At 58.0% G+C, this 22,684-nt stretch carries 18 protein-coding genes; 5 read left to right on the top strand and 13 right to left on the bottom strand.

Annotation, left to right across the window (positions count from 1 at the left end; all coding sequences use genetic code 11):
* Positions 1-7 precede the first annotated feature (7 nt).
* Genes K6N12_RS21695 through K6N12_RS21670 form a run of 6 tightly spaced genes read right to left on the bottom strand, consistent with a single transcriptional unit; the run spans position 8 to position 5,551 of the window.
* Positions 8-1,237, bottom strand: coding sequence for a DegT/DnrJ/EryC1/StrS family aminotransferase (locus K6N12_RS21695; RefSeq protein ID WP_097627777.1), 1,230 nt, complete (start codon positions 1,235-1,237; stop codon positions 8-10).
* Positions 1,234-2,205: an NAD-dependent epimerase/dehydratase family protein gene (locus K6N12_RS21690; protein ID WP_097627778.1), complete on the bottom strand. Its 972-nt coding sequence runs from the start codon at positions 2,203-2,205 to the stop codon at positions 1,234-1,236. The genes K6N12_RS21695 and K6N12_RS21690 overlap by 4 nt, the downstream gene beginning before the upstream one ends.
* Complete coding sequence (locus K6N12_RS21685) at positions 2,202-2,921, bottom strand: acyltransferase (protein ID WP_097627779.1); 720 nt, start codon at positions 2,919-2,921, stop codon at positions 2,202-2,204. Before K6N12_RS21685 ends, K6N12_RS21690 begins: the two co-directional genes overlap by 4 nt.
* A complete protein-coding gene (locus K6N12_RS21680) occupies positions 2,911-4,014 on the bottom strand; it encodes a DegT/DnrJ/EryC1/StrS family aminotransferase (RefSeq protein ID WP_097627780.1) in 1,104 nt (367 codons plus the stop codon). The genes K6N12_RS21685 and K6N12_RS21680 overlap by 11 nt, the downstream gene beginning before the upstream one ends.
* A complete protein-coding gene (locus K6N12_RS21675) occupies positions 4,011-5,048 on the bottom strand; it encodes a Gfo/Idh/MocA family protein (RefSeq protein WP_097627781.1) in 1,038 nt (345 codons plus the stop codon). The genes K6N12_RS21680 and K6N12_RS21675 overlap by 4 nt, the downstream gene beginning before the upstream one ends.
* Positions 5,045-5,551, bottom strand: a complete 507-nt coding sequence (locus tag K6N12_RS21670; RefSeq protein ID WP_097627782.1) for an acyltransferase — start codon at positions 5,549-5,551, stop codon at positions 5,045-5,047. The genes K6N12_RS21675 and K6N12_RS21670 overlap by 4 nt, the downstream gene beginning before the upstream one ends.
* A 564-nt stretch (positions 5,552-6,115) precedes the next feature.
* Here K6N12_RS21670 and K6N12_RS21665 point away from each other — a divergent pair.
* Positions 6,116-6,871, top strand: a complete 756-nt coding sequence (locus tag K6N12_RS21665) for a response regulator transcription factor (RefSeq protein WP_097627783.1) — start codon at positions 6,116-6,118, stop codon at positions 6,869-6,871.
* 200 nt (positions 6,872-7,071) lie between these two features.
* On the opposite strand, the gene K6N12_RS21660 is transcribed toward K6N12_RS21665, so the two are convergent.
* The 7 genes from K6N12_RS21660 to K6N12_RS21630 form a co-directional block, all read right to left on the bottom strand.
* Positions 7,072-8,064: a glycosyltransferase family 2 protein gene (locus tag K6N12_RS21660; RefSeq protein ID WP_097627784.1), complete on the bottom strand. Its 993-nt coding sequence runs from the start codon at positions 8,062-8,064 to the stop codon at positions 7,072-7,074.
* Between the two features lie 207 nt (positions 8,065-8,271).
* Entirely contained in the window at positions 8,272-9,087 is an 816-nt protein-coding gene (locus K6N12_RS21655) for a glycosyltransferase (protein WP_097627785.1), read from the bottom strand.
* Between the two features lie 126 nt (positions 9,088-9,213).
* Positions 9,214-10,266: a UDP-glucuronic acid decarboxylase family protein gene (locus K6N12_RS21650; protein WP_097627786.1), complete on the bottom strand. Its 1,053-nt coding sequence runs from the start codon at positions 10,264-10,266 to the stop codon at positions 9,214-9,216.
* 39 nt (positions 10,267-10,305) lie between these two features.
* Positions 10,306-11,799 carry a sugar transferase gene (locus K6N12_RS21645; protein ID WP_097627787.1) on the bottom strand — a complete coding sequence of 498 codons (1,494 nt, stop codon included), beginning with the start codon at positions 11,797-11,799 and terminating at the stop codon, positions 10,306-10,308.
* 13 nt (positions 11,800-11,812) lie between these two features.
* Positions 11,813-12,670 (bottom strand): WecB/TagA/CpsF family glycosyltransferase, encoded by an 858-nt coding sequence (locus tag K6N12_RS21640; protein ID WP_097627955.1) that lies wholly within the window; start codon positions 12,668-12,670, stop codon positions 11,813-11,815.
* A gap of 541 nt (positions 12,671-13,211) precedes the next feature.
* Complete coding sequence (locus K6N12_RS21635) at positions 13,212-15,338, bottom strand: right-handed parallel beta-helix repeat-containing protein (RefSeq protein WP_097627789.1); 2,127 nt, start codon at positions 15,336-15,338, stop codon at positions 13,212-13,214.
* The gene (locus K6N12_RS21630; protein WP_097627790.1) at positions 15,335-16,654 is read right to left on the bottom strand and encodes an O-antigen ligase family protein; all 1,320 of its coding nucleotides are present in this window, start codon (positions 16,652-16,654) and stop codon (positions 15,335-15,337) included. The genes K6N12_RS21635 and K6N12_RS21630 overlap by 4 nt, the downstream gene beginning before the upstream one ends.
* Positions 16,655-17,272: 618 nt before the next feature.
* Here K6N12_RS21630 and K6N12_RS21625 point away from each other — a divergent pair.
* From K6N12_RS21625 to K6N12_RS21610, 4 genes are read left to right on the top strand one after another with little or no spacing between them, the layout of a single operon-like run.
* Positions 17,273-18,223, top strand: coding sequence for a glycosyltransferase family 2 protein (locus K6N12_RS21625; protein WP_097627792.1), 951 nt, complete (start codon positions 17,273-17,275; stop codon positions 18,221-18,223).
* Positions 18,220-19,320, top strand: a complete 1,101-nt coding sequence (locus tag K6N12_RS21620; protein ID WP_097627793.1) for a glycosyltransferase family 4 protein — start codon at positions 18,220-18,222, stop codon at positions 19,318-19,320. Before K6N12_RS21625 ends, K6N12_RS21620 begins: the two co-directional genes overlap by 4 nt.
* The gene (locus K6N12_RS21615; RefSeq protein WP_097627794.1) at positions 19,314-20,456 is read left to right on the top strand and encodes a glycosyltransferase family 4 protein; all 1,143 of its coding nucleotides are present in this window, start codon (positions 19,314-19,316) and stop codon (positions 20,454-20,456) included. The genes K6N12_RS21620 and K6N12_RS21615 overlap by 7 nt, the downstream gene beginning before the upstream one ends.
* Positions 20,453-22,657, top strand: a complete 2,205-nt coding sequence (locus K6N12_RS21610; protein WP_097627795.1) for a GumC family protein — start codon at positions 20,453-20,455, stop codon at positions 22,655-22,657. The genes K6N12_RS21615 and K6N12_RS21610 overlap by 4 nt, the downstream gene beginning before the upstream one ends.
* Positions 22,658-22,684 lie beyond the last annotated feature (27 nt).

Below are 22,684 nucleotides of genomic sequence, written 5' to 3'. Positions count from 1 at the left end.
CGATTGTTCAGGCGAGAGCAACATCCCTGGCAGGTTGCACGGCAGCCGCTCCGACGGTCGCTTCCGCAACGGCGGCGCGAAGTGCCTCGACAACCCGGTCCATGTCAGACACCGTCATCTGGGCATAAAGCGGCAGGATGATGGTTTGCTGCTGCGCAGATACGCTTCGCATCAGGCTCGAGGCTGCGCGATAGGAGCTCTCACATGAATAGGCTCCCTCCAGGTGAATGTTCATCACACCACGCCGCGTCGAGATACCCTGATCGAGCAGCGTCTGCATGACGGCCCTCTGGTCGACCGTATCGGGCAATCTCACACAGAAGCTCTGCCAGTTGCTGCGAGCCCAGCGCGGCTCGGCCGGCAGGGAAAGCCCGGTAATCGTCTGCAGACGTTCGCAATATTGCTCGGCAAGCAGCCTGCGCTGGGCAACCAACCCCGGCAGCCGCCGCAATTGCTCGCGTCCGACGGCCGCCTGAAGATCGGTCATCCGGTAATTGAAACCCAACTCGTCATAGTCTTCGAAGATGACCTGCTTCGACCCGTGACGAACGGCATCGGTGACGCTCATGCCGTGCTGGCGCCAGAGCCGGAACTTCCGGTCATATTCGGGATTGGCCGTGGTCAGCATGCCGCCATCGCCCGTGGTGACGACCTTCCTGGGGTGGAAGGAGAAGCACGCAATGTCGCCATGCGCTTTGCCGATCTTTTCCCAACGCCCATCCCACAGGATTTCGCTTCCCGTCGCACAGGCGGCATCCTCGATGACCGGTATCTGATGGCGCTTGCCGATCTCGACGACAGCGCGGAGATCGCAAGGCATGCCGAGTTGATGCACGCAGAGAATTGCCTTGGTGCGGGGCGTGATTGCCCTTTCGATCAGACTGGCGTCGATGTTGTAACCATCGTCTTCGATATCAACGAAAACGGGCACCGCATCGCAGTATCGAACCGCATTTGCCGTCGCGATGAAAGAATGGCTGACCGTCACGACTTCATCACCGGCGGATACGCCGACCGCCTTCAGCGCCAGATGCAACGCAGTTGTGCAGTTGGACATGGCGCAAGCATGCGCGGCGCCCACAAAGGCAGCGAATTCACGCTCGAAAGCCGCGACCTCCGGCCCCTGCGTCACCCATCCCGACAGAATAACGCGGCGCGCAGCCTCAGCCTCTTCCTCCCCGAGGACGGGTTTGGCGACCGGGATTGTCGCCAGTATTGTAGATTGAGATGAACTCATGCTGCCTGCCCCCCTGCGTCGGTCTGCATTTGCCACCAGGCAACGAGATCACGAAGTCCTTGCTCCATGGAGATCTCCGCCTTGAAGCCGAGGAGCCGTTCCGCCTTGCTGATATCGGCAAGACGACGAGTCACGCCGTTGACCGTGCGGGCTTCTTTATGCTCCGGCTCAAGTGACGAACCCATAATGTCGCTCAGCATCTTGGCGAGTTGCAGCAGGCTTATTTCCCTGCCGCTCGCGACGTTGAACACTTCGTCCGTGACATCGCTTTTCGCGGCCAAAATGTTAGCGCGGGCGATGTCGCGGGCATCGACGAAGTCCATCGTCTGGCTGCCGTCCCCGTAGACGAGGGGCGGCATTCCCGCCGCCAAACGCTCCATCCAACGGATCAGAACCTCCGTATAGGCGCCGTAGACGTCCATGCGCGGCCCGTAGACGTTGAAATAACGGAGCGCGACATAGCGCAGACCGTACATTTCCGCGAAGCTGCGCATCAGCCCCTCGTTGAATACCTTCGCCGCGCCGTAGATCGTCCGGTTGTTGTAGGGATGATGCTCTTCGGTTGTGGGAAAGCTCTCGGCCAGCCCCAAAACGGAAGCCGAGGAAGCAGCGACCACCTTCGAAACACCGGCCTTGACGGCAGTTTCGAGAACATTGAACGTGCCCTCCGCAAGGACATCAAAAGCCAGTCGTGGCTCTTCCGCGCATTGCGTGATGCGGATGGCGGCCTGATGGAACACGATATCGACGCCTTCGAAGACTTTTGCCAGAAGCGCTCTGTCGCGGATATCTCCCTCGATGATATTAACGCACCCGCTGGCTATTGCCGTACTGAGATTATCCCGGCGTCCGCGCACGAAGTTGTCGAGAATGATGATCTCACGCGGTTTTTCCAATGCAACGAGATCGGCAATATGCGACCCGATCAGGCCGGCTCCGCCGGTAATGAGCACCCGTTGATTTCTCACGATCTTCCTCCATGCGATATATCCAGCACAGGATCAGCCTCCGTGCGCCAGCGTATGAACTTCGCCGGCACGCCGGCGACAACTGAAAACGGCTCGACATCTGAGACGACAACGGCGCCCGCACCGACGATCGCGCCTTTGCCGACGGTCACTCCGGGAAGGATTGTGGCGTTGGTTCCGATGTCGGCCCACGCGCCGATACGGACCGGCTTGATTTCGAGATCCGTGCGGATGATCGGCACATCGACCGGCAGGGCCGTGTGGCTGGAGCCAAGCACCTTGGCGCCAGGTCCCCAGCCGACACAATCCTCGATCACCAGATCGCGCGCGTCGAAATAGGCCATCGGCCCGATCCAGACATTGTCGCCGATCACGCAGGTACCGTCGAAGCGTCCCTGGATATAGGCCTGGGCGCCAATAAACACGCCATTGCCGATTTCGAATGTTTCCGGATGCTTGAAACCGGCACCGCCTGCAACCTGCAATCCTGCGCCGCAACTTCGCGCGATCGCTTGCCAGATGGCTTTTCGCATCAGAGTATCGATGACACCGTCCCCGGCCGCGAATCGACCGTAGAGCTCAATCAGGCCGGCACGCCCATAAGATTGCCTGAGTTCTTCGGCCAACCCAGCCTGGTAGGCCGGGTCCGCCGGCCTTTCATGACGGCCATGGACCGCCTGCACGACCCGGGCCTCGCCGGCACGACTAGCTGACATAGGCGTACTCCAGCGCAGCGGCCACCTGATCGACGTGCCACGCCGGCATCTCGGGATAGATCGGCAGCGAGAGCACCTCCCGTGCGGCGGCTTCCGAGATTGGGAAATCGCCAGCTTGGTACCCAAGGTCGGCATGGGCCTTCTGCAGGTGAACGGGAATCGGATAGTGCAGCCCGGACTGGATGCCCTCCGCGCTCAGCCCGCGCTGAAGCTCGTCGCGATCGCGGCTTCTGATGGCATAGACGTGGTAGACGTGACGCCGGTCGGCGACTTCGACAGGCGTCCTCAAATTCGGCGAACCGCCGAGCAGCAGCGAATAGCGGCGGCCATGGGAGCGCCGCGCTTCGGTCCAGGCTTCGAGGTGCCGGAGCTTGATGCGCAGGATCGCACCTTGAATGGCATCCATGCGGTAGTTGAAGCCCTTCAGCAGATGGTGATAACGCTGTTCCTGACCCCAGTCGCGCAGCATGCGCATCGTCTTGGCCTGATCGTCGCTGTTCGTGACGACGATACCGCCCTCGCCGCAGGCGCCGAGGTTCTTGCCGGGATAGAAGCTGAAGCAGCCGGATGCGCCGATGCTGCCGGCGCGCGCGCCTTTATACTGCGCTCCATGTGCCTGGCAGGCGTCCTCGATGACCGGTATCCGGTGGTGGTCGGCAATCGCTTTGATCGCGTCCATATCGGCCATCTGACCGTAGAGATGGACGGGAATAATGGCCTTGGTTCGGGGAGTGATCTTTGCCTCGAGCTGAGCCGGATCCATCGTCAGCGTCACGGGCTCCACATCGACGAACACCGGTCGTGCACCTGCGTAACAGATCGCCGACACGGTCGCGACGAAGGTAAACGGCACGGTGATGACTTCATCGCCGGGGCCGACACCTGCCGCGAGCAGCGACAGATGCAGGGCGCTCGTCCCGGTGTTGACGGCTATCGCATGTTTGACGTTGCAATAATCCGCGAATTCCTGCTCGAGCCGGGCGACCTCCTCGCCCAGTATGTATTGTCCCGAGCCGAGCACGCCGAGCACGGCGGCGTCGATTTCGCTCTTGATCGATTGATATTGTGCTTTGAGGTCCAGGAACGGGATCATGCAATGCGCCTCGCCTCTTCGAGCTCAATGATGCGACCGCGCTGGGCGAGCGACCGGCTTGCGGATTCAAGGATGCGAACAACGCGCAGCCCGGCTTGGCCATCGGTAATGGGCCGCGAGCTCTGCTCGATGCAATCGACGAACTGATCCAGCTCGCGTTTCAACGCTTCGGTCATATCGAGCTTCGGCGCCCACATGTCGCCGCTGCGGTAGCCGACCATCATCTGATGCACCTTCTCCCCGTAGGCCTGGGAATTCGGGTTCAGCGTGATGCCCTTGTCGTAAACCTTGATCTTTTCGCTGGGCTCCAGATCATCGTAGACGACCATCTTGTTGCTGCCGCCGATCAGCGTGCGGCGCACCTTGACCGGCGCCAGCCAGTTGACGTGGATGTGGGCGATAAGCTTGCTTTCGAAGAAAAGCGTCAGATAGGCGATGTTCTCCGGCTCACCGAGCACGTGGCTCATGCCCGTCGCAGACACAGCCACCGGCCTTTCCTGCACAACATGGTCCAGGATGGACAGGTCGTGCACCGCGAGATCCCAGATAACGCTGACATCGTGCTGGAAGAGCCCCAGATTGACCCGAACCGAGTCGTAGTAATACAAGTCGCCCAAGCCGCTTTCGACCAATTCGCGCATCTTGCGGACGGCGCCGGTGTGAACGAAGGTATGATCCACGGCCAGCACGAGGCGTCTGCGCGCGGCCTCCTCGACCATCCGGGCGGCCTCCTCCGTCGTCGATGCCATCGGCTTTTCGACGAAGACATGCTTTCCGGCCATCATCGCTTGCATTGCGAGCTTGAAATGGGTCGAGACCGGGGTTGCGATGGCGATTGCATCCACTCTCGGATCGCGCAGAACTTCCTCGAAATTGTCGGTGATCGTCACCGCCGGATACCGGCTTTTCACAGCCGCCAGCCGTTCGACGTTGAGATCACAAACTGAAAGGAGCTGCGCGCCGGCCGCTTCAGAGATGTTACGAACCAGGTTCGGGCCCCAATACCCATACCCAACTACAGCAATGCCGATCATCGCATTCCTCCCAACACTTGCATGTCAACTGACCGGTCATGAACGCGACCGGTGATTCTCGCCGGAACGCCGGCAACAATGGCGCCGGCAGGCACATCCTTCGTTACGACAGCGCCGGCGCCGACCTGTGCGGCCTCGCCGATGGTCACGCCGGGCAGAATGGTGGCGTTGCTGCCGATCGATGCGTGGCGCTTGACCAGAGTGGGGATGACGACCCAATCAGCCTCCGTCTGCAGACTGCCGTCCGAATTGACGGCGCGCGGGTAGGTATCATTGGTGAACATGACCCCGTGGCCGATAAAAACGCCGTCCTCCAGCGTCACGCCTTCACAAAGGAAGGAATGGCTGGAGATCTTGCAGTCCTTTCCGACGAGGACGTTTTTCTGGATTTCAACGAAGGTGCCGATGCGCGTTCCCGCGCCTATCGTACAGCCGTAGAGATTCACAAGATCCCGATGGTGGATAACGCAGCCGTCACCCAGGTTGACGTTCGATGCAATCATCCCAACTCGCCCCCTACGCTTCAACAGGCCCTGACGTGGGTGAAACCGGCCATCGCAAGAATGCATCCAAGGTTTCGTTTCGTCAGAGCAAATATTTCCTTCCCTTCAAAAAGAATTGTTTTCTTCATCTGAGTAAAGAAACAAAACGTTGAAGCTCATTCACCTAAAGGCGTATCTGCTTACGAAAATCGGATGACGAGCGCATGCGAACGTCTATGACCATCGACCATCGGCGGCGACAGGTCACGCGCCGAGCGATCCTGATCCTCCACGTCGAGGACGGGCATGGTTTACATGGGTTTAGCGCATTCGACTATATATATATGTAGCAACCTGACGCCCCGCCATACAAATGAATTAGCCGAGATCGATCATTCTCAACTATGTAGCCATTTGTATATTTGCGTGGAACTTATGTGTTGAGATAACCACTATTAATTAGTTTAACATCTTGGAAACTGTGTTAATAGTTTAGCACTTCTGGTTATTAAACTCCCATATTTACAGAGGGGTTTGATATTCGACTTTGAAGTACCGCGTAAAAAAGGCTGGGAGGATAGGGCGTTGGATACAATAAATATAAGCCACAGGCAGGAAAACATATCTCTTCCGTTGGAGATAGACGATGGTTCGACAGCGCTTGCCGGACCGTCAAAGTCAAAGCATTCGCTTGTCATTCTCGATAAAAGGGAACTTGACCGGCACTGCCTTGCGCAATGCATGGCCGCACACACGGCGGATTTCGTAATTCTGGCGTTCGGATCGATTGAGGAGTGGAAGCAAAAGCGTGAAGAATATCCTCCGCTTTCGGCAATCCTCTTGAACGTCGGCGGCAAGACGGTCGACGACCCTGTCGTTTCGGAGCAGATCAAGGCTCTTTCGTCGGAATTCGTATCGACACCGGTCATCATATTGTCCGATAGCGACGACTTCGCCCAGATCGTCAGGGCGATCGATTACGGAGCAAAGGGATACATACCTGCCTCCGTCAGCATTAGCGTCTGCATGGAGCTGATTGCGCTATCGGTCGCAGGAGGACTTTTCGTGCCCGCAAGCGCGTTGTTCGCCATGCGCCACTTGATGCAGTCGAACAATCCGACAGCGCATCCATTGGCCGGAATATTCACGGATCGCCAGGCCGAAGTCGTCGCGGCACTGCGCCGCGGGAAGGCGAATAAGATCATTGCCTACGAACTGAACCTGCGAGAAAGCACAGTCAAGGTTCATGTTCGCAACATCATGAAAAAGGTCAAGGCAACGAACAGGACGGAGGTCGTGTTCAAGCTTAACGACTTGTTCCAAAATACTATTCCGGCATGAACGTGAATACGTGCTGGCCGGAGCATTCCTGGAACCACGTTTCTTTGCTCAAATCACCCGGTGGCGCAAATGCGTCACCGGGTTTTTTGAGGGCGCCCTATTACGCTTCCTGCGATCTTGGCGTGAGCAACGATCGAGCGCTCGACATGGGCGGCTGTTTCGGCACTTGCGGATGAACTAACCCGGCCCGGTCTGCCTGTTCATGCTGCAACTCTTCGCCGCATCGAATTCAAGGCGTACCAGCACTTTGGACCGATCGTTTGCTTGCAGACCAATTTGATCCAGGGCAACGAATTTCGCACATCAGGGGAAACCTCCAATGCAAAACGCTGAATAGCCACGGCCGTCGCAACGTCGAAATTGTTGAATGCGATGCCAGCCTGTCGAAGCGCCTGTTTTCCGAGATCTCTGGCAAGAAAGCGTCGTAATATCTCATCTTTTCTGAGGCTATCGGCCGCTTGGCTAAATAGCATATCAAAGGCCTTTTTTCTTTGCACAAGGTCGGAGAGAATATTTTCTCCATAGTATTGCAGCGACATATTCGAGGAATGTTGGCGATATACTGCTTGATCAGCATTGATGAACCCTACGCCGGCATGTGATGCGAGCCGCAGCCACATTTCCATATCGCCGGCATGCGGCAGTTCCTTCAGGTACCCGCCGACCTGCTTTTGCAGCGCCGTCCTCACGACAGCGGTCGCCGTTGGAACGAGATTGCGTGCTCCACTCAACTGCATGAATTGCCGACCGGACAAGATCTGCATGGCGTGCACGTAATTTTCGCCGAGAGGATCAGCGCGTTTGCTCATGGTCCCGTCTGGCTCCGCTATGATCGCGTTCCCGAACACCAACCCCACATCCGGATAATTGCGCATCAGTTCCGCTGCACGGTGCAGCGCGCCTGGCAGAAGATAGTCATCCGCAGAAAGAAGCAGGAACAAGTCACCGCCTGCCCAATCGATCCCCTCATTGTAGGTGGCGATGTGCCGCATGTTTGCCGCGTGCCGCCGATAAGTGACCCGCGTGTCACGGGCTGCCAGGGCCATTCCGACTTCCGGCGTATTGTCCGGCGAGCAATCATCGAGAATAAGCACGCGCACATCGACGCCCGCCTGCGAAAGGACGCTTTCAACGCATTCCTGTAAGAAATGGGCGTAGTTATAGCAGGGAATTACTACATCAACACGTTGCAAACTTCTTCCTCCGTGCGCACAGCGTCACCGTTGGTTTGACAGATCTTCCGGACGCGGCATCGTTTCGGTGTATGCATTGTCTGTTTTCTGATTCATTCTCGCAGATGTCGAGAGACGCTTTCGCCTGGCTGATTTCGTGCGCGACCAGACAGTCCCCAACAGGGCGGACCGCGCAGGAAGACAAGAGATTGGGCCCCGGCAAGACTTTCAGTACTCATGTTTTGGGCCGAGATAAGAGTAGGGGGAAAGCCTTGACAGCGCATATTGGCCGACCAGCTTTGCTACCGAGCGCCGTCTGAGCGGAAAGCCGAAATCCTGCCAGATGCGCCAGCGGTCCCGAGCCGGGAGAGACTTGAACCAGTAGTACGGCTGGTCGGTGAACGCGAGGGTCTTGCTGCCCGCAGGGGCAGGTTCCCCCATTCGCTTGTAGTCGGTTTCCCAAGTCGTGCGGTAGCATACCGTCGCGGTCGGCTCATGAGAGCACGACAGCCGGGAACTCCGGATCGAACTCCAATAGACGGAATCTCCGACTGGATAGAGTTCCCTCGGCATGTGAGCCCAGCGCGCAATGATTGGCAGGGCCGGTCGCGTGAGAAATAAGCAGTTCGTATCCACATGCGTACGGCCGTCGCTCTTTGAGTCGTCGAACATGTAGCTGCCGTCCGCGCGGTGCATCGAACGTCTCGATGTGCAAACCGCAGCACCAGTCCGGCGGTGAAGTTCGAGCAGGCGCTGAATGTGGTCGGGTCTGTACCAGTTGTCCGCATCGAGAAAGGCCACCGCGTCATAGCCCTGGACAAAGGCGCTAAGGCTGCCGATCACACGACCCATGTTGCCCGCGTCGCCGTGAGCGTTCGGCAGGATGAAATGTTTTGCGTGCCAGCCACCGACGACAGCGTTCGGAAACCCGTCGGCAACAAAAACCTGGTCGCATGCAACGGTTTGGTCGAGAACGCTCGCCCGGCATTGCTCAAGGAGCTCGTTCGGCTCCTTGTAGTATGGCGTAATAACGGCAACGCGCATGCTTCATGTCCTCATTGTTGTTTTTGCAGCGATCGGCACGTCCGGCGATCGCCGCTCTTTTTGCAAACTGCGATTTGGGGCTCGGTTCATTGAAGAAACCGAGCCTTGATTTTGGCTTTGCCGTTCTCACGTTCCGAGAGGCGCAGCTTGCGGAGCGGGAAGTCCGACGGCCGGGGTAGGTAGATAGGTGTTCGCCGTTCGCGAAGACCGGACGCCAGGCACGCTCTTGACTCCGCCTGAAAGCTTCCACTCGAAATACGCGATCGTTTTCTCGAGCCCCTCTCGCAGGTTCACCGTCGGCTGCCAGCCCAGGTCCTGCTTTGCGCGACTGATGTCGGGCTTGCGCTGCGTCGGATCGTCAATCGGCAGAGGATTGTAAACGATGCCTGATTTCGATCCCGTCATCTCGATGACCATTTCGGCCAGTTCCCGGACCTGGAATTCTCCCGGATTACCGAGATTGATCGGACCCGTAACGCCGGCCGGCGCACCCATCAGGCGAATGAAGCCCTCGATCAGATCGTCCACATAGCAGAAGGAGCGCGTCTGTGTGCCGTTGCCGAAGATGGTGATCGGTTGGTTTTGAAGAGCCTGAACGATGAAGTTCGAGACGACGCGGCCGTCATTGGTCTGCATGCGCGGCCCATAGGTATTGAAGATCCGCGCCACCCGGATTTCCACACCGTATTGACGATGATAGTCGAAGAACAATGTTTCGGCGCACCGCTTGCCTTCGTCATAACATGCCCGCGGGCCGATCGGATTGACGCTGCCTCGATACTCCTCGGGTTGAGGGTGGACGGCCGGATCACCATAAACTTCGCTGGTGGAGGCCTGGAAGATCTTCGCCTTGGTGCGTTTTGCCAAGCCGAGCATGTTGATGGCGCCGTGCACATTGGTCTTCACCGTCTGCACGGGGTCGTGCTGATAGTGGACAGGAGAGGCCGGGCAGGCGAGGTTGTAGATCTCGTCGACCTCGACATAAAGCGGGAAGGTAATGTCGTGGCGAAGAATCTCAAAGCGTGGATCGTCGAGAAGGTGCAGCACGTTGTCGCGCGAACCGGTATAGTAATTGTCCACGCAGAGGACGTCGTTACCCTCTCGCAAAAGCCTTTCGCACAGGAATGATCCCAGAAACCCGGTGCCGCCGGTAACCATAATTCTCTTGTGTCCGTGCATTGATGTGCTCCGTTGTTGATGCTTGCCTCGTGGAAGTGGTCAGCAGGCTCCCCTGCGCTTGAAGACAGCGGGGATTGTGCCGAGAAGAATTTGGCAGTCGAACCAGAGGGACCGGTTGTCGATGTAGAACTCGTCGAGTTGCTGCTGCAGCTCGATATCCGCATCGCTTCGTTCGGATATTTGCCAAAGGCCTGTGAGCCCCGGCGTGACGGAACGGCGCTTGTCCCGAAATTCGCCGTCCATCGCCGAAAGATGATACTCCGGGAACGGCCGTGGTCCGACAAAGGCCATCTCGCCCGCAATGATGTTCGCCAATTGCGGGAGCTCGTCGATGCTCGATGAGCGCAGCATATGTCCTATCACCGGAAGGATGCGCGGATCGTCCTTAAGCTTGAAATGGCTCAGCCACTCGGCGCGCATGGCAGGGTTGTCTCGGAATAGTGCTTCAAGGCGCTGTTCTGCATCTTGGTACATGGTCCGTAATTTCAGGACGTGCACCGGCCTGCCGGACCGTCCTTCCCTGGCATGCCGAAAGAAGACAGGACCTGGATCGATGGCGTAGATTGCGGCCGCTGCAATCGCGATGAACGGCGCGACCACGATCGTTGCAGGGATGGCGATTGCGAGATCGAGGATCCGGCGAATTGGATCCGAGTTGATCGAGCTCCCCCCGGTGGTGAGGCGAATGCCGATCTCTCCGCCGATATCGGCAGGTCGCAACCCACTGACCTTGAGGCTCGGTGTGTCGGACAGCAAAAGGACTTCGGCGAACTTCCCACGCAGCGCCGGCAAGCCGGACACAAGCGAGCCCCTGTCGCCCGCGATCAAAGCAATGGATGGCCCACCACCCGGCATTGCGTCCAAAGTATCGGGGAAAAAGGGCTCCGGCCTGATGCCATACTGCCAGTGGTCGGTGAAATGTGCCACGAGCGCGGGAGCGAGGTTGCGCCCCCCTATGACAACCGCACGCTCCCCCCAAATTCCAAGTCTCCAGCAAAGACCTCGTGCAAGCCAATGCAGAAATGGCTGAACAATCAACCCGAGACCGAGGAATACAATAATGGCAAACAGCAGCCGTCCCCCTTCCGGCAGGATAATTGCTCCGAATGCCGCCAGGACAGCCACCTTGACGGCAGCCAAAGTGCGTCGCCGCAGATGTTCGTGGTCATGCAGCCGATATCCGGGATAGAGGCCGGCCGATGCGTAAAGCACAATCGCAGCCAGTGCGGCGACCGTGAACGCGCGTTCCACGAACGTGCCATCCGAACCACTGGGAAGAAAGGACAGGAGAAGGAAATAGGCAAGCAAATAGCTGGCGGTGTCGCCGGCGACCAGCAAGGACGACGTTGCAACCCGTGGAAGCCGGCGCCGTAGCGCGACGGGCATATTCAGCCCTGCCGGTACAAAGGCATCGGCGGTCTTGGCTGCTATGGGCGGCACGGACCCTGCCGGAATCGCCCGCGATGTCATGTCATTTGATGTGGATGCCTTCGACGGACCCGGTGTCATCGCTGACGGCACAAATATGGACATGACGCTTTACCCCCTACTGCATTTGTCCCGACACGCCCGATCCAGAAATGGCGTCTTCAATCGGAAACTGCCGAAGTCCCAGTCTCTGGAATGCTGACAGTGAGATGAAAGTCGGCACGACGAGCGCATAGCGCCGCCACAGCCGCCGCGGCTCGCACAGAAGACGAAACGCCCATTCGAAGCCGCTTCTTTGAATGAACCTCGGAGCCTGCCGCTTGAGGCCAGCATGGAAATCGAACGCAGCTCCGACACCGATAAGCATCGATGCTTCCAGACGGTCGCGCATGTGCGCCATCCAGAGTTCCTGCTTGGGACTGCTCAGCCCGACCCAGATAATATCGGCGCCCGACCGATTGAGCTTGTCAGCAATATCTGCTTCCTCCTGCGTCGACAGTTTGCGAAAAGGCGGCGCATAGGAGCCGACGATCTGCGCTTGCGGAAATTTTGCGAGAAGGCGCGCCTGCAGTTGTTCGAGCGTTTCGGCCGTCGCGCCATAGAGGAAATGGCGCAAGCCCTTGGCGCTGCCGGCATCGAAAACGGATAGCATGAGATCAGGTCCATAGACTCTGCCGCTTTCCGCATGCCCAGCCTTCCTCAGCGCCCAAACAAGCGGCATGCCGTCAGGGGTTACGAGGAACGCCCGGTTATGGATCGACCGGAGCTCGGGATCATCCTGACATCGGACGATGCCGTGTGCGTCACGAACGCAGACATATTCCTTCCTGCCGTCTTCGATCGCTTTTTGAATAAACTCAGTCGCGCTTTTGAGATTGACTGCCGAAACGCGAACGCCAAGGACATTCGTCCATCCTAAAGATCCCTCCGGATGAAGAACTGAAGTTGGGCTGCTGCCTACTGCTTGTTTTCTCATGACCTGCGCTTTCGCGACTGAAACTGTCATCAGAATATCCCGGCAGGCCGATTGCCTCCATACTTGCAGCTCCAGCTATTGGACGTAGAAGAGACTTCATCTTTACGTCTTACGCCGGGATGACGTACGATATTCGAAGTAAGTCCATGTACCCCATGGCTTGCCATGTTGCTCTTTTTGATGACCGCAGGGGGCGCACAGCATAGTCGCCCTCGCGCACACAAAGCCGCGGAGGATCGCGTTCTATCTTTATGAGCAGAATGAAGACCCGCCCGCGAATTGAAGGTTGGACCGAAAGCTCATCGCAGGACCTGGTAAAGAGCATGCCAGAGAAGAACCCGGGCCTACGAGCTGGCAATGCCATAATTTTTGTGGCGCAGATCGAACATGCCGGCAAATGCCGACGCTGGTTCGCAGAAGCCTAGCAGGCTCGCGAGCGGATTTGACTGCGGCTTACCTTGACGCGATCGATTGTTCCACGGATCGGCGGCCTTCTGCCGGCTCTGTTGCCGCAGAACACCGCTCGTCGCGGCGCCCTTTGTCATTCCGCCGGCGCGACCACGCTTCCGATGTCCGCCCCAGCCTTCTGAAGATCCCTGAGGCTGCCAAATTCTCCCGAACGCATGATGCTCGGATCTATTCGGAAGCTCTGGCTGTTCAAGTTGCCGCTGTAGCGGTTGCGCGCGAATTGCACAAATCCAAGCCCAAGATCGGGAGCGTTGACATACGCGACAATGCCGCTGTCGCTATCAACCGATACAACATTCTCCTCGATACGATTAGGGCGTGCCCATGTCGGACGCCAACCCCTGCCGGTACCGTCATCAACCCGAAAAGCCGCTCCCGATCCGTGCGTGATGACGTTTCCCGTTACCAGGTTGCTCCAACCGCCGTTGATACCGATCGCCGCGACATTGCCCGAGAGGGTATTTCCCTCGATGCGCAGCCCGCTCGCCTTCCCATCCGTATAGATCGCCCAGCTGATAGGAGACGGCCATTCCCTGGTGTTCTCATATCCGGGAGGCCAGAACGTCCCATCGGCCCTGTTCATGAGATGACCGGTCCCGGTCACGAGATTGGAGCGGATGGTGCTGTTCAGAGGATCGCCCTGCTCGCCCATCATCTTGATGGCGCCGCCATCTGCCGTCTGCTGATTGGCATTATGGATCACATTGTGCTCGATGACAGCGTTATAGACGGCGTCATTGGAACCCCACAGCGATCCGCCGGCAATTCCGAACTGCGCCGTGTTTTCGATCAGGTTGTCGGCGATCCTGACATTATCAGCCGCCTGGAACCATATTCCCGCGGTTTCAATATATACCGTTCCAATATCATGAATGTGGTTTGAAAGGATCCTGGCGCCGTTCGACTTGCCGAACGTGCCATAATTGGTGCCGACGTAGATCCCGTTGCCAGCCACATCTGCAATCACATTGGCGGCAATCAACGCATCCTTACTTTCCGTCACATGCACCCCGACGCCGACATTCTCGATGCTGTTGCCGAGAATCCTGACGCCGTCAGAGTGTTCGATCCGTATGGCGCCAAATCCTCTGGTTTCCGTATAGAACTTGCCGCTGCCTGCAGGAGCTCCATCTCTAAACTCTAGCCCTGATACGACCATCCCATTGGCCCCATCCAACTTGAAGAACGTCGGCAGAATGCCAGCAACAACCATGGAATTGGGCAATGATTGATCGACGGGGATATAATGAAGCTGGCCCGCGACAAGGTCGTACCACCACTCTCCGGGAGCATCGAGCAATGCCTTTGCTCCGGCAAGGAAATAGCGGCTCCCTTCTGCAGTAAAGAAATAGCCTGTGCCTTCCGTATAGACAGTCCGGCTGGCGCCATTGATGGATACAACTGGAAGCGTATCATTGCCCCACTGGCTTCCGGGGCGATACCCGCCAACGATGTCTGCGACCAGTCCACTTGTATCATCCACTGCCGGAAGATCGCCGGCATGGAAACAGAAGCGCGTGTTTGCTTCCGACACGTCGATGGCAGGCTCGCACTTTGCGGCAAACAACCATCCCTTGCGCGGATCGCCATCGTCGGGGGCGTTGGGGAATCGCGCCTTGGTTTGGCGTATCCCGTCGACGAAAAGGTCACCGACCGCTTCATCCGGTGGCAATTTCAGTGGCGCCGTCCACCCGCCATCCGCCTGCTGCGCAAAGTTGTCAACGCGCAGCCCCCCATGCAAAATCGGCGCTTCATCGCATCTTGCCGTCAGGATCAAGCCCGCATCGCGAGTGTCAAAGACGATCGGCTGCGTAAGATAGTAATCGCCTTTAGCGAGCGCGATGGTGTTGGTGCCGCCCTTCTCACGGGCAGCATCACGAGCTCTTTCGATGCTGGCAAAAGGGCCGTCGCCACCCTGCTGATTTGCGGTCGGAAGGAGACCGCTCCAGCTGTCTTTGCCATCGGGAGAAACGTAAAATAGCGTTCGCCCCCCGGTGCTGCTGCTCAATACATCACTTAAGGAAGTCCCATTCAACTTGGCTGACATCGTCGGGGAAGCTTCCGCACAAGTCGCCTCCCTGACGAGCATCTGCAGGCGCTCTGGCGCATCTATCTCCGTCTCGACTGGAGCCGGATTGCTGGACCGCGGAAAGAGCATGACAGGTAAAATGCTCAGGATCAGTCCAAAACGCCGGTTCATGATGTCTGCAACCCGCTCGTAAGGCCGCGCGCGGGCGCCTGCCAAGGTGGCGAATGGCTGACCGAAACGACGGGCGCGTACAGCGAAAACATGATGATGGCTGTGGTAAACAGGATGAAGATGGCGTCATTCTGAACGAAAAAAATACTTTCTGTCAGGTTCATCACCAAAATCATGATCGTCAGGACATTGAGCCAGAGCCACCCGTACTGCGGATCATGACATTGAAGAAACCCACCCTGGCGGATTGCATAGGGAACCATCAGAACAAACGGAATCATTCCCATGATCCCAAAGCTCATCAAGATATCGCGGTATCCATTATGCGCGTGGGGCGCCGGCCAGCCGATCTTCAACCAGATATGCGTCGCTTCGGGGTTCGCGACTGTCCAGAAAGCCTGGTAGCCGTAGCCAAGCAACCAACGATCGGATATTTCGCGATCAACCAGCTCCCACAGTGGCACCCGACCCGTCAAGGTCGCATCCTTGCCGAGCGCTTCAAGGGCCGGAACCAGGAACTCGTGCAGCGAAATCAGAATGCCGAGAGACAGCTGAACGAAAAACAGGACGATGACGACGCGGCCAATGCTGCTGCTTCTTTGCAGCAGGGAATAAAAGCCGATCAGGCAAAACGCCACTGACGTTGCAATAATCGCTGTCATCGATCCGGAGCTTGCAAGGCAAATCACACCCGCCGCCAACAAGACGAATGCGGTTCGCCGCAGGCGGAACGTCCCGTCGATCAGCATGGCCGTCGCCACCAGGATCATCAACGACGCGTACCAGCCGAGCACGTTCTTGTGAATGAAGACGCCCCGCATGGCACCATCCGGCATACTGGCGAGGCTTGGTGACACCACGGCGACAACCACACTGAGGGTGATACAGGCTCCAAGCGTTACAAATACCAGGAACAGCAACTGCCTTGGCGTGAAACGTATCGCGAGGACATAGGAAAGAAGCACGCAAAACAAAAGGCCGATTGCGCGCCTCAAGGTCGTTGGCGGTGATATGGACCACAGGGTAGACAAAAACGGCAAGGCAAGCATCAGGGGAACAATCAGATTTCGCCTGAGCGCCGTTAGAAACTGCGGAAAATTGCGTAGCAGGATCACGGCTGTAAATGCATATATAGGAAGGCAAGGAAGACGCAGCATGGATTTGGCAGATTCACTGAGCGTTCCGTCCGCATCTGAAAGGACAAGCGGCAGAAAGGCGCCTGCCTGAAGAAATAGAGATATGCCGGCGCCCCAGCATTCTATGACCCGCCAACTGATGGTTGGTCCGCTGGCAGTTCTAAGTCTATCTACTCTCATTATCCGTCCCGACTGAATTGAACAGACAAGCGACTGTCGATCGCGGCAGATCAAAAACAGCTGTCGGCCTTCGTGGCCGCGCTGCTCTCAAGCAATCATCCAGCCACATCCGCGGTCAACCTGTCCTAGTGAAGGGCCGGCTACGCCTAATGCACCCTGCCTCCACCCAAAGGCGATGTTGCGCCTAAGCTTTCAGCCGGTCTTTACCCAAAAGGCGGGTCTTCATGTCCGCGAATTGCCCTTAAGAGCAGATGTTGCGCTTATCCGTTCACCGGTACCGTGGCGATGAATGTCTTATGAAGCGTGGTGGGTAAGCCGCGGTTCCACTGCAATGAGGCAACAATTCTGACAGAGTCTATCTCTGCAGTCGAAGCCTGGAAGGTTAGGATTGCTATGTTTCTGCGTCATGATCCTAGTTCTCTATGCAACACGACGGGCGCTCTACTCGTCGTGGCATTGTCAGCAGCGATCTCATCGGCTCGGCGCGAAATGCCGTTTGGCCGACGAGGTATTTTGGATATCACCATTCCAAACCGCGATGGCTGCGCAAAGGGCTATCTCTTAAGCAAAGTTGCGCTGCACAGCGGTGCATCGCGGCAGCCCGCCTGAGAGCGCGCCATGGAGCGGCCGGCCCTCAGTGTCCTCATCAACAATTACAACTACGCTCGCTTTGTCGGACGGGCCATAGACAGCGTATTGAACCAAGACGCGTGCAACGTCGAGATCATCGTCGTCGATGACGGCTCGACCGACCAGTCGCGGTCTGTTCTGCAAGCGTATGACGGCCGAGTAAAGGTGATCTTTCAGGAGAACGCCGGACAGGCCGCCGCGATCAATACCGCCGTGAGATCAAGCGTGGGCCAGATCCTCTGTTTTCTGGATGCCGACGACTGGTGGGCGCCGAGCAAGCTGTCAGCGATGGCTGCAGCGTTCCGCGCCAACCCTCAGGCATCGCTCGTCTATCATCGACTGCAGCCGACGCTTGTCGATGGCACGCCGACTTCCAAGCCGATCCCTCGAACGCTGTGTTCCGGCGCCTTGTCGCCGCTACTCACACGATCGGCTGGTTGGTGGCCTTTTCCGATGACGTCGGCCGTCGCGGTACGTCGAAGCGCATGGGATGCTGCGGGCAGCATTCCAGAACAGTTCCGCATATCAGCCGACGCCTGGCTCGTGGGCATCTATCCGTTTCTGGGGGACGTGATTGCCATGCCGGATCCGCTTGGATTCTACCGCATCCACAATAACAACTGGCATCGCTCAACCGAGGACGCCACCACGCTACGGCGGCGGATGACGCACTGGCGGCATACCGTTGAGGTAACGAACCTGTTTCTCTCAACCCATGACCTGCCGGCAAGACTACATCTGGCGGATCACTATCCCTATCGCGTTGCCTCGGCGAAGCTGCAGGGCGCCGACGCTCTCAGCCGGTTCAAGCTTGCGGTCGAAGGCCTCTTCTTTGCCGGCGAACCGAACCTGCTCAGGCGGACGCGCGATAGTTTGCGCTCGGCGCGCGGCCTGTCACGGATCGGTCTTGATGTAGGATTGTCGGAGGCAGCGAAATGAAGGCGCTGTTATTGGTTTCCGAACTGGAAGATTATACCATCTCCTTCGCCAGCGGCGTTGCCCAACACCTGGACGTTGTGCTTGCCGTGCCGCGCCGGCGCTATGCGCATCTCGCCTCTTCCTTCGATCCGGCTGTTGATCTGCACCTTCTCGACTGGCCGAGACACCGTTCTCTCTCCAATCCCTGGTTTCTGTACCAGCTCACGCGCCTGATCCGGCGGGAGCAGCCGAACCTTATTCATCTCCTTAGCAATTCGACGCTTTGGCTGAACCTCGCCGTGCCGTTCTGGCGCCCGATCCCGCTTGTGACGACCATCCATGACGTGGAAATCCATCCCGGCGATATGGAGACGCGCACGCTGCCCGGCTGGGCTCCCGAACTGATGGTAAGGCAATCCGGACATCTTGTCGTCCACGGGGAGGGACTGAAGCAACTGGTTCTCGATCGATACGCGAAATCCGCCGATCACGTCCATGTCCTGTCGCATCCCTCCATCCTTCGTTATGCGGAACTCGCCCGGCGACAGAAGATGACGCCGCGCGAAGCCGATGGAACTATACGCGTGCTGCTGTTCGGGCGGATTTTTGCCTACAAGGGTCTGGAACATCTGGTCCGGGCCGAAGCGATACTCAAGGATGTGCTTCCCAACCTGCGCATCACGGTCGCGGGCCGCGGCGACGACCCGCGGATATTCCAGGCGCTTATGGGCGATGCCGGCCGTTACGATATTCGCAATCGTTTCATCGAGGATACGGAGGTCGCCCAGCTATTCCTCGACACCGACATCGTCGTGCTTCCCTACACGGAAGCATCCCAAAGCGGTGTGCTCAACCTTGCGGCCGCATTTGGCAAACCGGTCATCGTTACGGATGTCGGCGAGTTGGGTGGCACCGTTCAGCCCAACGGGTTGGGAATGGTGGTCCCTCCCGGAGATGCCAAAGAGCTCGCGGCAGCGGTGAGGACATTGGCAGACAGCGGCGAGCTTAGAAACAAGTTCGGCACCAATGCGCTTCAATGGGCCAAAGGACCGAATTCGCCGGAACGGGTCGGCGGTCAGGCCGCGGCCGTTTATCGAGAGGTGGTCGGGTCATGCTGATGGAGGCGCTCACGGACAGAAGTCGGCTGGCGGCACGGAGCGCAGCTAGCGTCCGCCACTATGTTCCAGGCGGCTGCGAAAACGGCGGCGGCATTGGCAGGCTGGTCGGCTATATAACCGAGACGGCGAAAGAGACCGGCGCCAAACATTTCGTCACCGATACGAGAGGGGCGCGATGGTCCAAATTGACGTCGCCGGCGCGCCTCATCGGCGCCATCCTGACGATGGCGAAGGACCGGATCGTTGCACCCGACCGCATTCACCATATCCATCTCGCCGGCCGCGGCAGCACCTCGCGAAAACTGATCCTGACGGAGGCTGCCCGTTTATTCGGATGCTGCCACATGTTGCACCTGCACGACTACGACTATGCCGGCGACTTTGCGCAACGCTCGCCGCGCCAACAACGGCTCATCCGTCGGATGTTCCAGAATGCCGATTGCGTTGTGGCGCTGGGCCGGCGCGACCGCATGACGCTGACGACCCTTCTGGGCGTTGACGAGCGCCGCACGGTCGTTGCCCATAATTGCGTCCCCGATCCCGGGGCGCACGATATTCGCGCCGGCCAGACACCGCTGATCATATTCCTTGGCCGGTTGAGCGAACGCAAGGGCGTCACGGAGCTTCTGCTGGCCCTCAGCCACCCCGTCATGAAAGACCTCAAGTGGAGGGCTGTATTGGCAGGCGACGGGCCCGTCGAGGATTATCGCCGTCAGGCCGACGCCATGTCGCTTTCCAATTTGGTAGAGATGCCCGGCTGGCTCGACGCAGCTGAGGCGCGAGCCCTGTGTGCGCGTGCAGATATCCTGGTCCTGCCTTCGCACGCCGAAGGTCTGGCAATGGCCGTGCTCGAAGGGCTGTCCCACGGGCTCGCAGTCGTCACGACGCGTGTCGGAGCGCACGACGAAGTTATTACCGACGGTGAAACCGGGATCTTCGTGCCCATCGGAGATCCGAATGCCTTGGCTGCAGCCTTGGCGAAACTGGTGACCGATCCGGAAACCTGCATCCGCCTCTCGGTCCAGGGGCGCATGCATTACCTCAACCATTTCAGCATGAAGGCCTATATGCGGTCGCTCGAGCAACTATACGAAACCGTTTCCGCGAAACCTCAAGCAGTGGTTGGCGCCCGATGACGATTTCCACTCTTCCGCCGGACCGCAATCTTCCGATCTCGCCGATGCGCTATGACCCGCGCTTTCAGGTAGAGACCAAGGCGGACAACTTCGATCTGGCATCGATTTACCGTCTCGTCCGCCGAAGAATGATCATGATCATCACGATAACCATGCTGCTCATGGCGCCCGCGGCGATTATGATCTTTGGGCTGAAGCCCACCTACCAGGGCTGGGCCCGGTTGATTGTCCACCAGCCCCTTGCAACATCACTTGATGCGGATGATTCCAGCCACAGTGATCTGCTTGACGCGAAATCGGAGACTGAGCGGCTTCTATCCAGAAGCATCGCAGAGCGAGTTGTCCGCGAACTGCAGCTTAACGTGCGGGAGGAATTCAATCCGGCGCTGCGGGAGATTTCCCTCATCGAAAGGATCCGGACGAAGCTGCGCGGCCTGTTCGACACGAAAAAGCCCACCTCGCCTTTACGGGACAACATCAACGCCATCATCCCAGAATATTATAGGGCGCTCGGCGTGTGGCATGAAGATAAGAGTGACGTCATCCAGATCAGCTTCAATTCGACTGATCCTGAACTGGCAGCCGTGGTGCCGAACCGGGTCATCGGCATTTACCTCGATGAGCGGAAGGAGAGCGTGCGTGGCCGCCTGGATGCAGCGGAAGAGTGGATACGACAGCGCATCACGGAACAGCAGGTTCGCGCTGACACGTCTCGCGACGCGGCCCGCAACTATCAAGAATCGATGGACGTCGTCTCGAAAGAGGACGCTCAGGAGGAACGGATCAAGTCATTTCTGGAACTCACTGGCCGAGAAGGGAAAATCGAAGAAAGCCGGGTTGAGGTAGAGGCGGTGATCTCGACGCTGGAATCAGCGGATAACGCTTCGGTCGCTGCGCAGAATATCGTCGTCCCTGACAGCATTGCCATAAAGCAACGCGATCTTCGCGGACAGGAGCAGGATCTCGCCCGTCTTCTCGAGACATATGACGGCAATGCCGAGGCCGTGGTGGAGCTACGTGGAGAGATCCAAGAATCCCGTGCCGGTCTCGAACTGGCGACCAAACAGTATCTCCAGACAATGCGCGCCAAGCTCGTCGCACTTGATCATGAAGCTGAAGCAGTACAATCCAGGTTGGTTGTTGCTAATGAAAAACGCATACGCGATGCGCTGGTGCAGACGGAATTGTTGCGACTGCAGAAAATCGCCGAAAAGGAACAAACGGCACTCGACAAGCTTGAGAACCAGCGCCGTGACCTCGCCGCGAAAGCCATGCTGCCGGGGGCGGAGTTGGAAGTTCTAACACCGGCTACAGTGCCGCTCACGTCAACGGGACGTGGACGGCTCTCCTATCTGGTGGGCGCCCTCCTGGCTGCGATCTCTGCCGCCGTAACGGCTGCTTTCGTGATCGAAATGTGGGACCGGACGGTTCGCAGTTTCGACCAAATAGCTGGAATGGCGCGCACCTTACCGGCTGGACTTATCCCACGTCTGGCGCGGAGTGAAAATTCGAAGACGATGTTCGCACATATGCCGGTCCCGATGTTTGACGAAGCAATCCGGACCGTGGTGCTTTCACTCAAGCAGTCCAATGGCGGCAAATTGCCGAACAGTATTGTCGTTACCTCGGCTCACAGCGGAGATGGCAAGTCGCTTGTCGCGCGATCGCTGGCCATGGAACTTGCCGCTGCCGCGATTCCGGTCCTGCTGGTCGATGGCGACCTCCGACGGGGAAAACTCGATGCGTTTTTCAGGTCGGGGGTCATGTGCGGACTGAACGAATTCCTGAACGGTCAGGCCGATTTCCGCGACATCGTCTACCACCATCCAAGCGGCATCGATTTCATTCCATCTGGAAAATTCAGTCTCCAGCGGCGGGTCCGTCCGAACGGCCTGGCAGAAATCATCGAGATGGCGGTCGCGGCCGGCCAGATTGTCATCTTCGACAGCGCGCCTGTACTCGCCTCGGCAGATACCGTGCTTTTGACCTCCCTGGCGGAAAGAACACTGGCAATCGTTAGATGGGGGAAGACGAGCCGACGCGCAGTCGAGTTCAGCCTGCAGCAAATGAAAAGCTCACGAAATTCGGAAATCATCGTCGCGATCAACAACGTAAACCCCGAAAAGCACGCATTGTATAATTTCAGCGACTCGGAATTGTTTTCGAAATCTCTGATGAAATACTACAAATTCAAAGCATGAATACATCACACGCAGTGTTTAAACGCT

The sequence above is a fragment of the Rhizobium redzepovicii genome (genome assembly GCF_019793435.1).
Lineage (GTDB): Bacteria > Pseudomonadota > Alphaproteobacteria > Rhizobiales > Rhizobiaceae > Rhizobium > Rhizobium redzepovicii.
The sequence above is the reverse complement of the archived record's forward strand: the minus strand, read 5'-3'. Positions and strand labels throughout refer to the sequence as shown.

Excerpts from the sequence above, each read along its gene's own strand:
- K6N12_RS21695 (WP_097627777.1), bottom strand. The coding sequence starts at position 1,237 with ATGAGTTCATCTCAATCTACAATACTGGCGACAATCCCGGTCGCCAAA.
- K6N12_RS21685 (WP_097627779.1), bottom strand. The coding sequence starts at position 2,921 with ATGTCAGCTAGTCGTGCCGGCGAGGCCCGGGTCGTGCAGGCGGTCCAT.
- K6N12_RS21680 (WP_097627780.1), bottom strand. The coding sequence starts at position 4,014 with ATGATCCCGTTCCTGGACCTCAAAGCACAATATCAATCGATCAAGAGC.
- K6N12_RS21675 (WP_097627781.1), bottom strand. The coding sequence starts at position 5,048 with ATGATCGGCATTGCTGTAGTTGGGTATGGGTATTGGGGCCCGAACCTG.
- K6N12_RS21670 (WP_097627782.1), bottom strand. The coding sequence starts at position 5,551 with ATGATTGCATCGAACGTCAACCTGGGTGACGGCTGCGTTATCCACCAT.
- K6N12_RS21655 (WP_097627785.1), bottom strand. The coding sequence starts at position 9,087 with ATGCGCGTTGCCGTTATTACGCCATACTACAAGGAGCCGAACGAGCTC.
- K6N12_RS21650 (WP_097627786.1), bottom strand. The coding sequence starts at position 10,266 with ATGCACGGACACAAGAGAATTATGGTTACCGGCGGCACCGGGTTTCTG.
- K6N12_RS21645 (WP_097627787.1), bottom strand. The coding sequence starts at position 11,799 with ATGTCCATATTTGTGCCGTCAGCGATGACACCGGGTCCGTCGAAGGCA.
- K6N12_RS21640 (WP_097627955.1), bottom strand. The coding sequence starts at position 12,670 with ATGAGAAAACAAGCAGTAGGCAGCAGCCCAACTTCAGTTCTTCATCCG.
- K6N12_RS21635 (WP_097627789.1), bottom strand. The coding sequence starts at position 15,338 with ATGAACCGGCGTTTTGGACTGATCCTGAGCATTTTACCTGTCATGCTC.
- K6N12_RS21630 (WP_097627790.1), bottom strand. The coding sequence starts at position 16,654 with ATGAGAGTAGATAGACTTAGAACTGCCAGCGGACCAACCATCAGTTGG.
- K6N12_RS21625 (WP_097627792.1), top strand. The coding sequence starts at position 17,273 with ATGGAGCGGCCGGCCCTCAGTGTCCTCATCAACAATTACAACTACGCT.
- K6N12_RS21620 (WP_097627793.1), top strand. The coding sequence starts at position 18,220 with ATGAAGGCGCTGTTATTGGTTTCCGAACTGGAAGATTATACCATCTCC.
- K6N12_RS21615 (WP_097627794.1), top strand. The coding sequence starts at position 19,314 with ATGCTGATGGAGGCGCTCACGGACAGAAGTCGGCTGGCGGCACGGAGC.
- K6N12_RS21610 (WP_097627795.1), top strand. The coding sequence starts at position 20,453 with ATGACGATTTCCACTCTTCCGCCGGACCGCAATCTTCCGATCTCGCCG.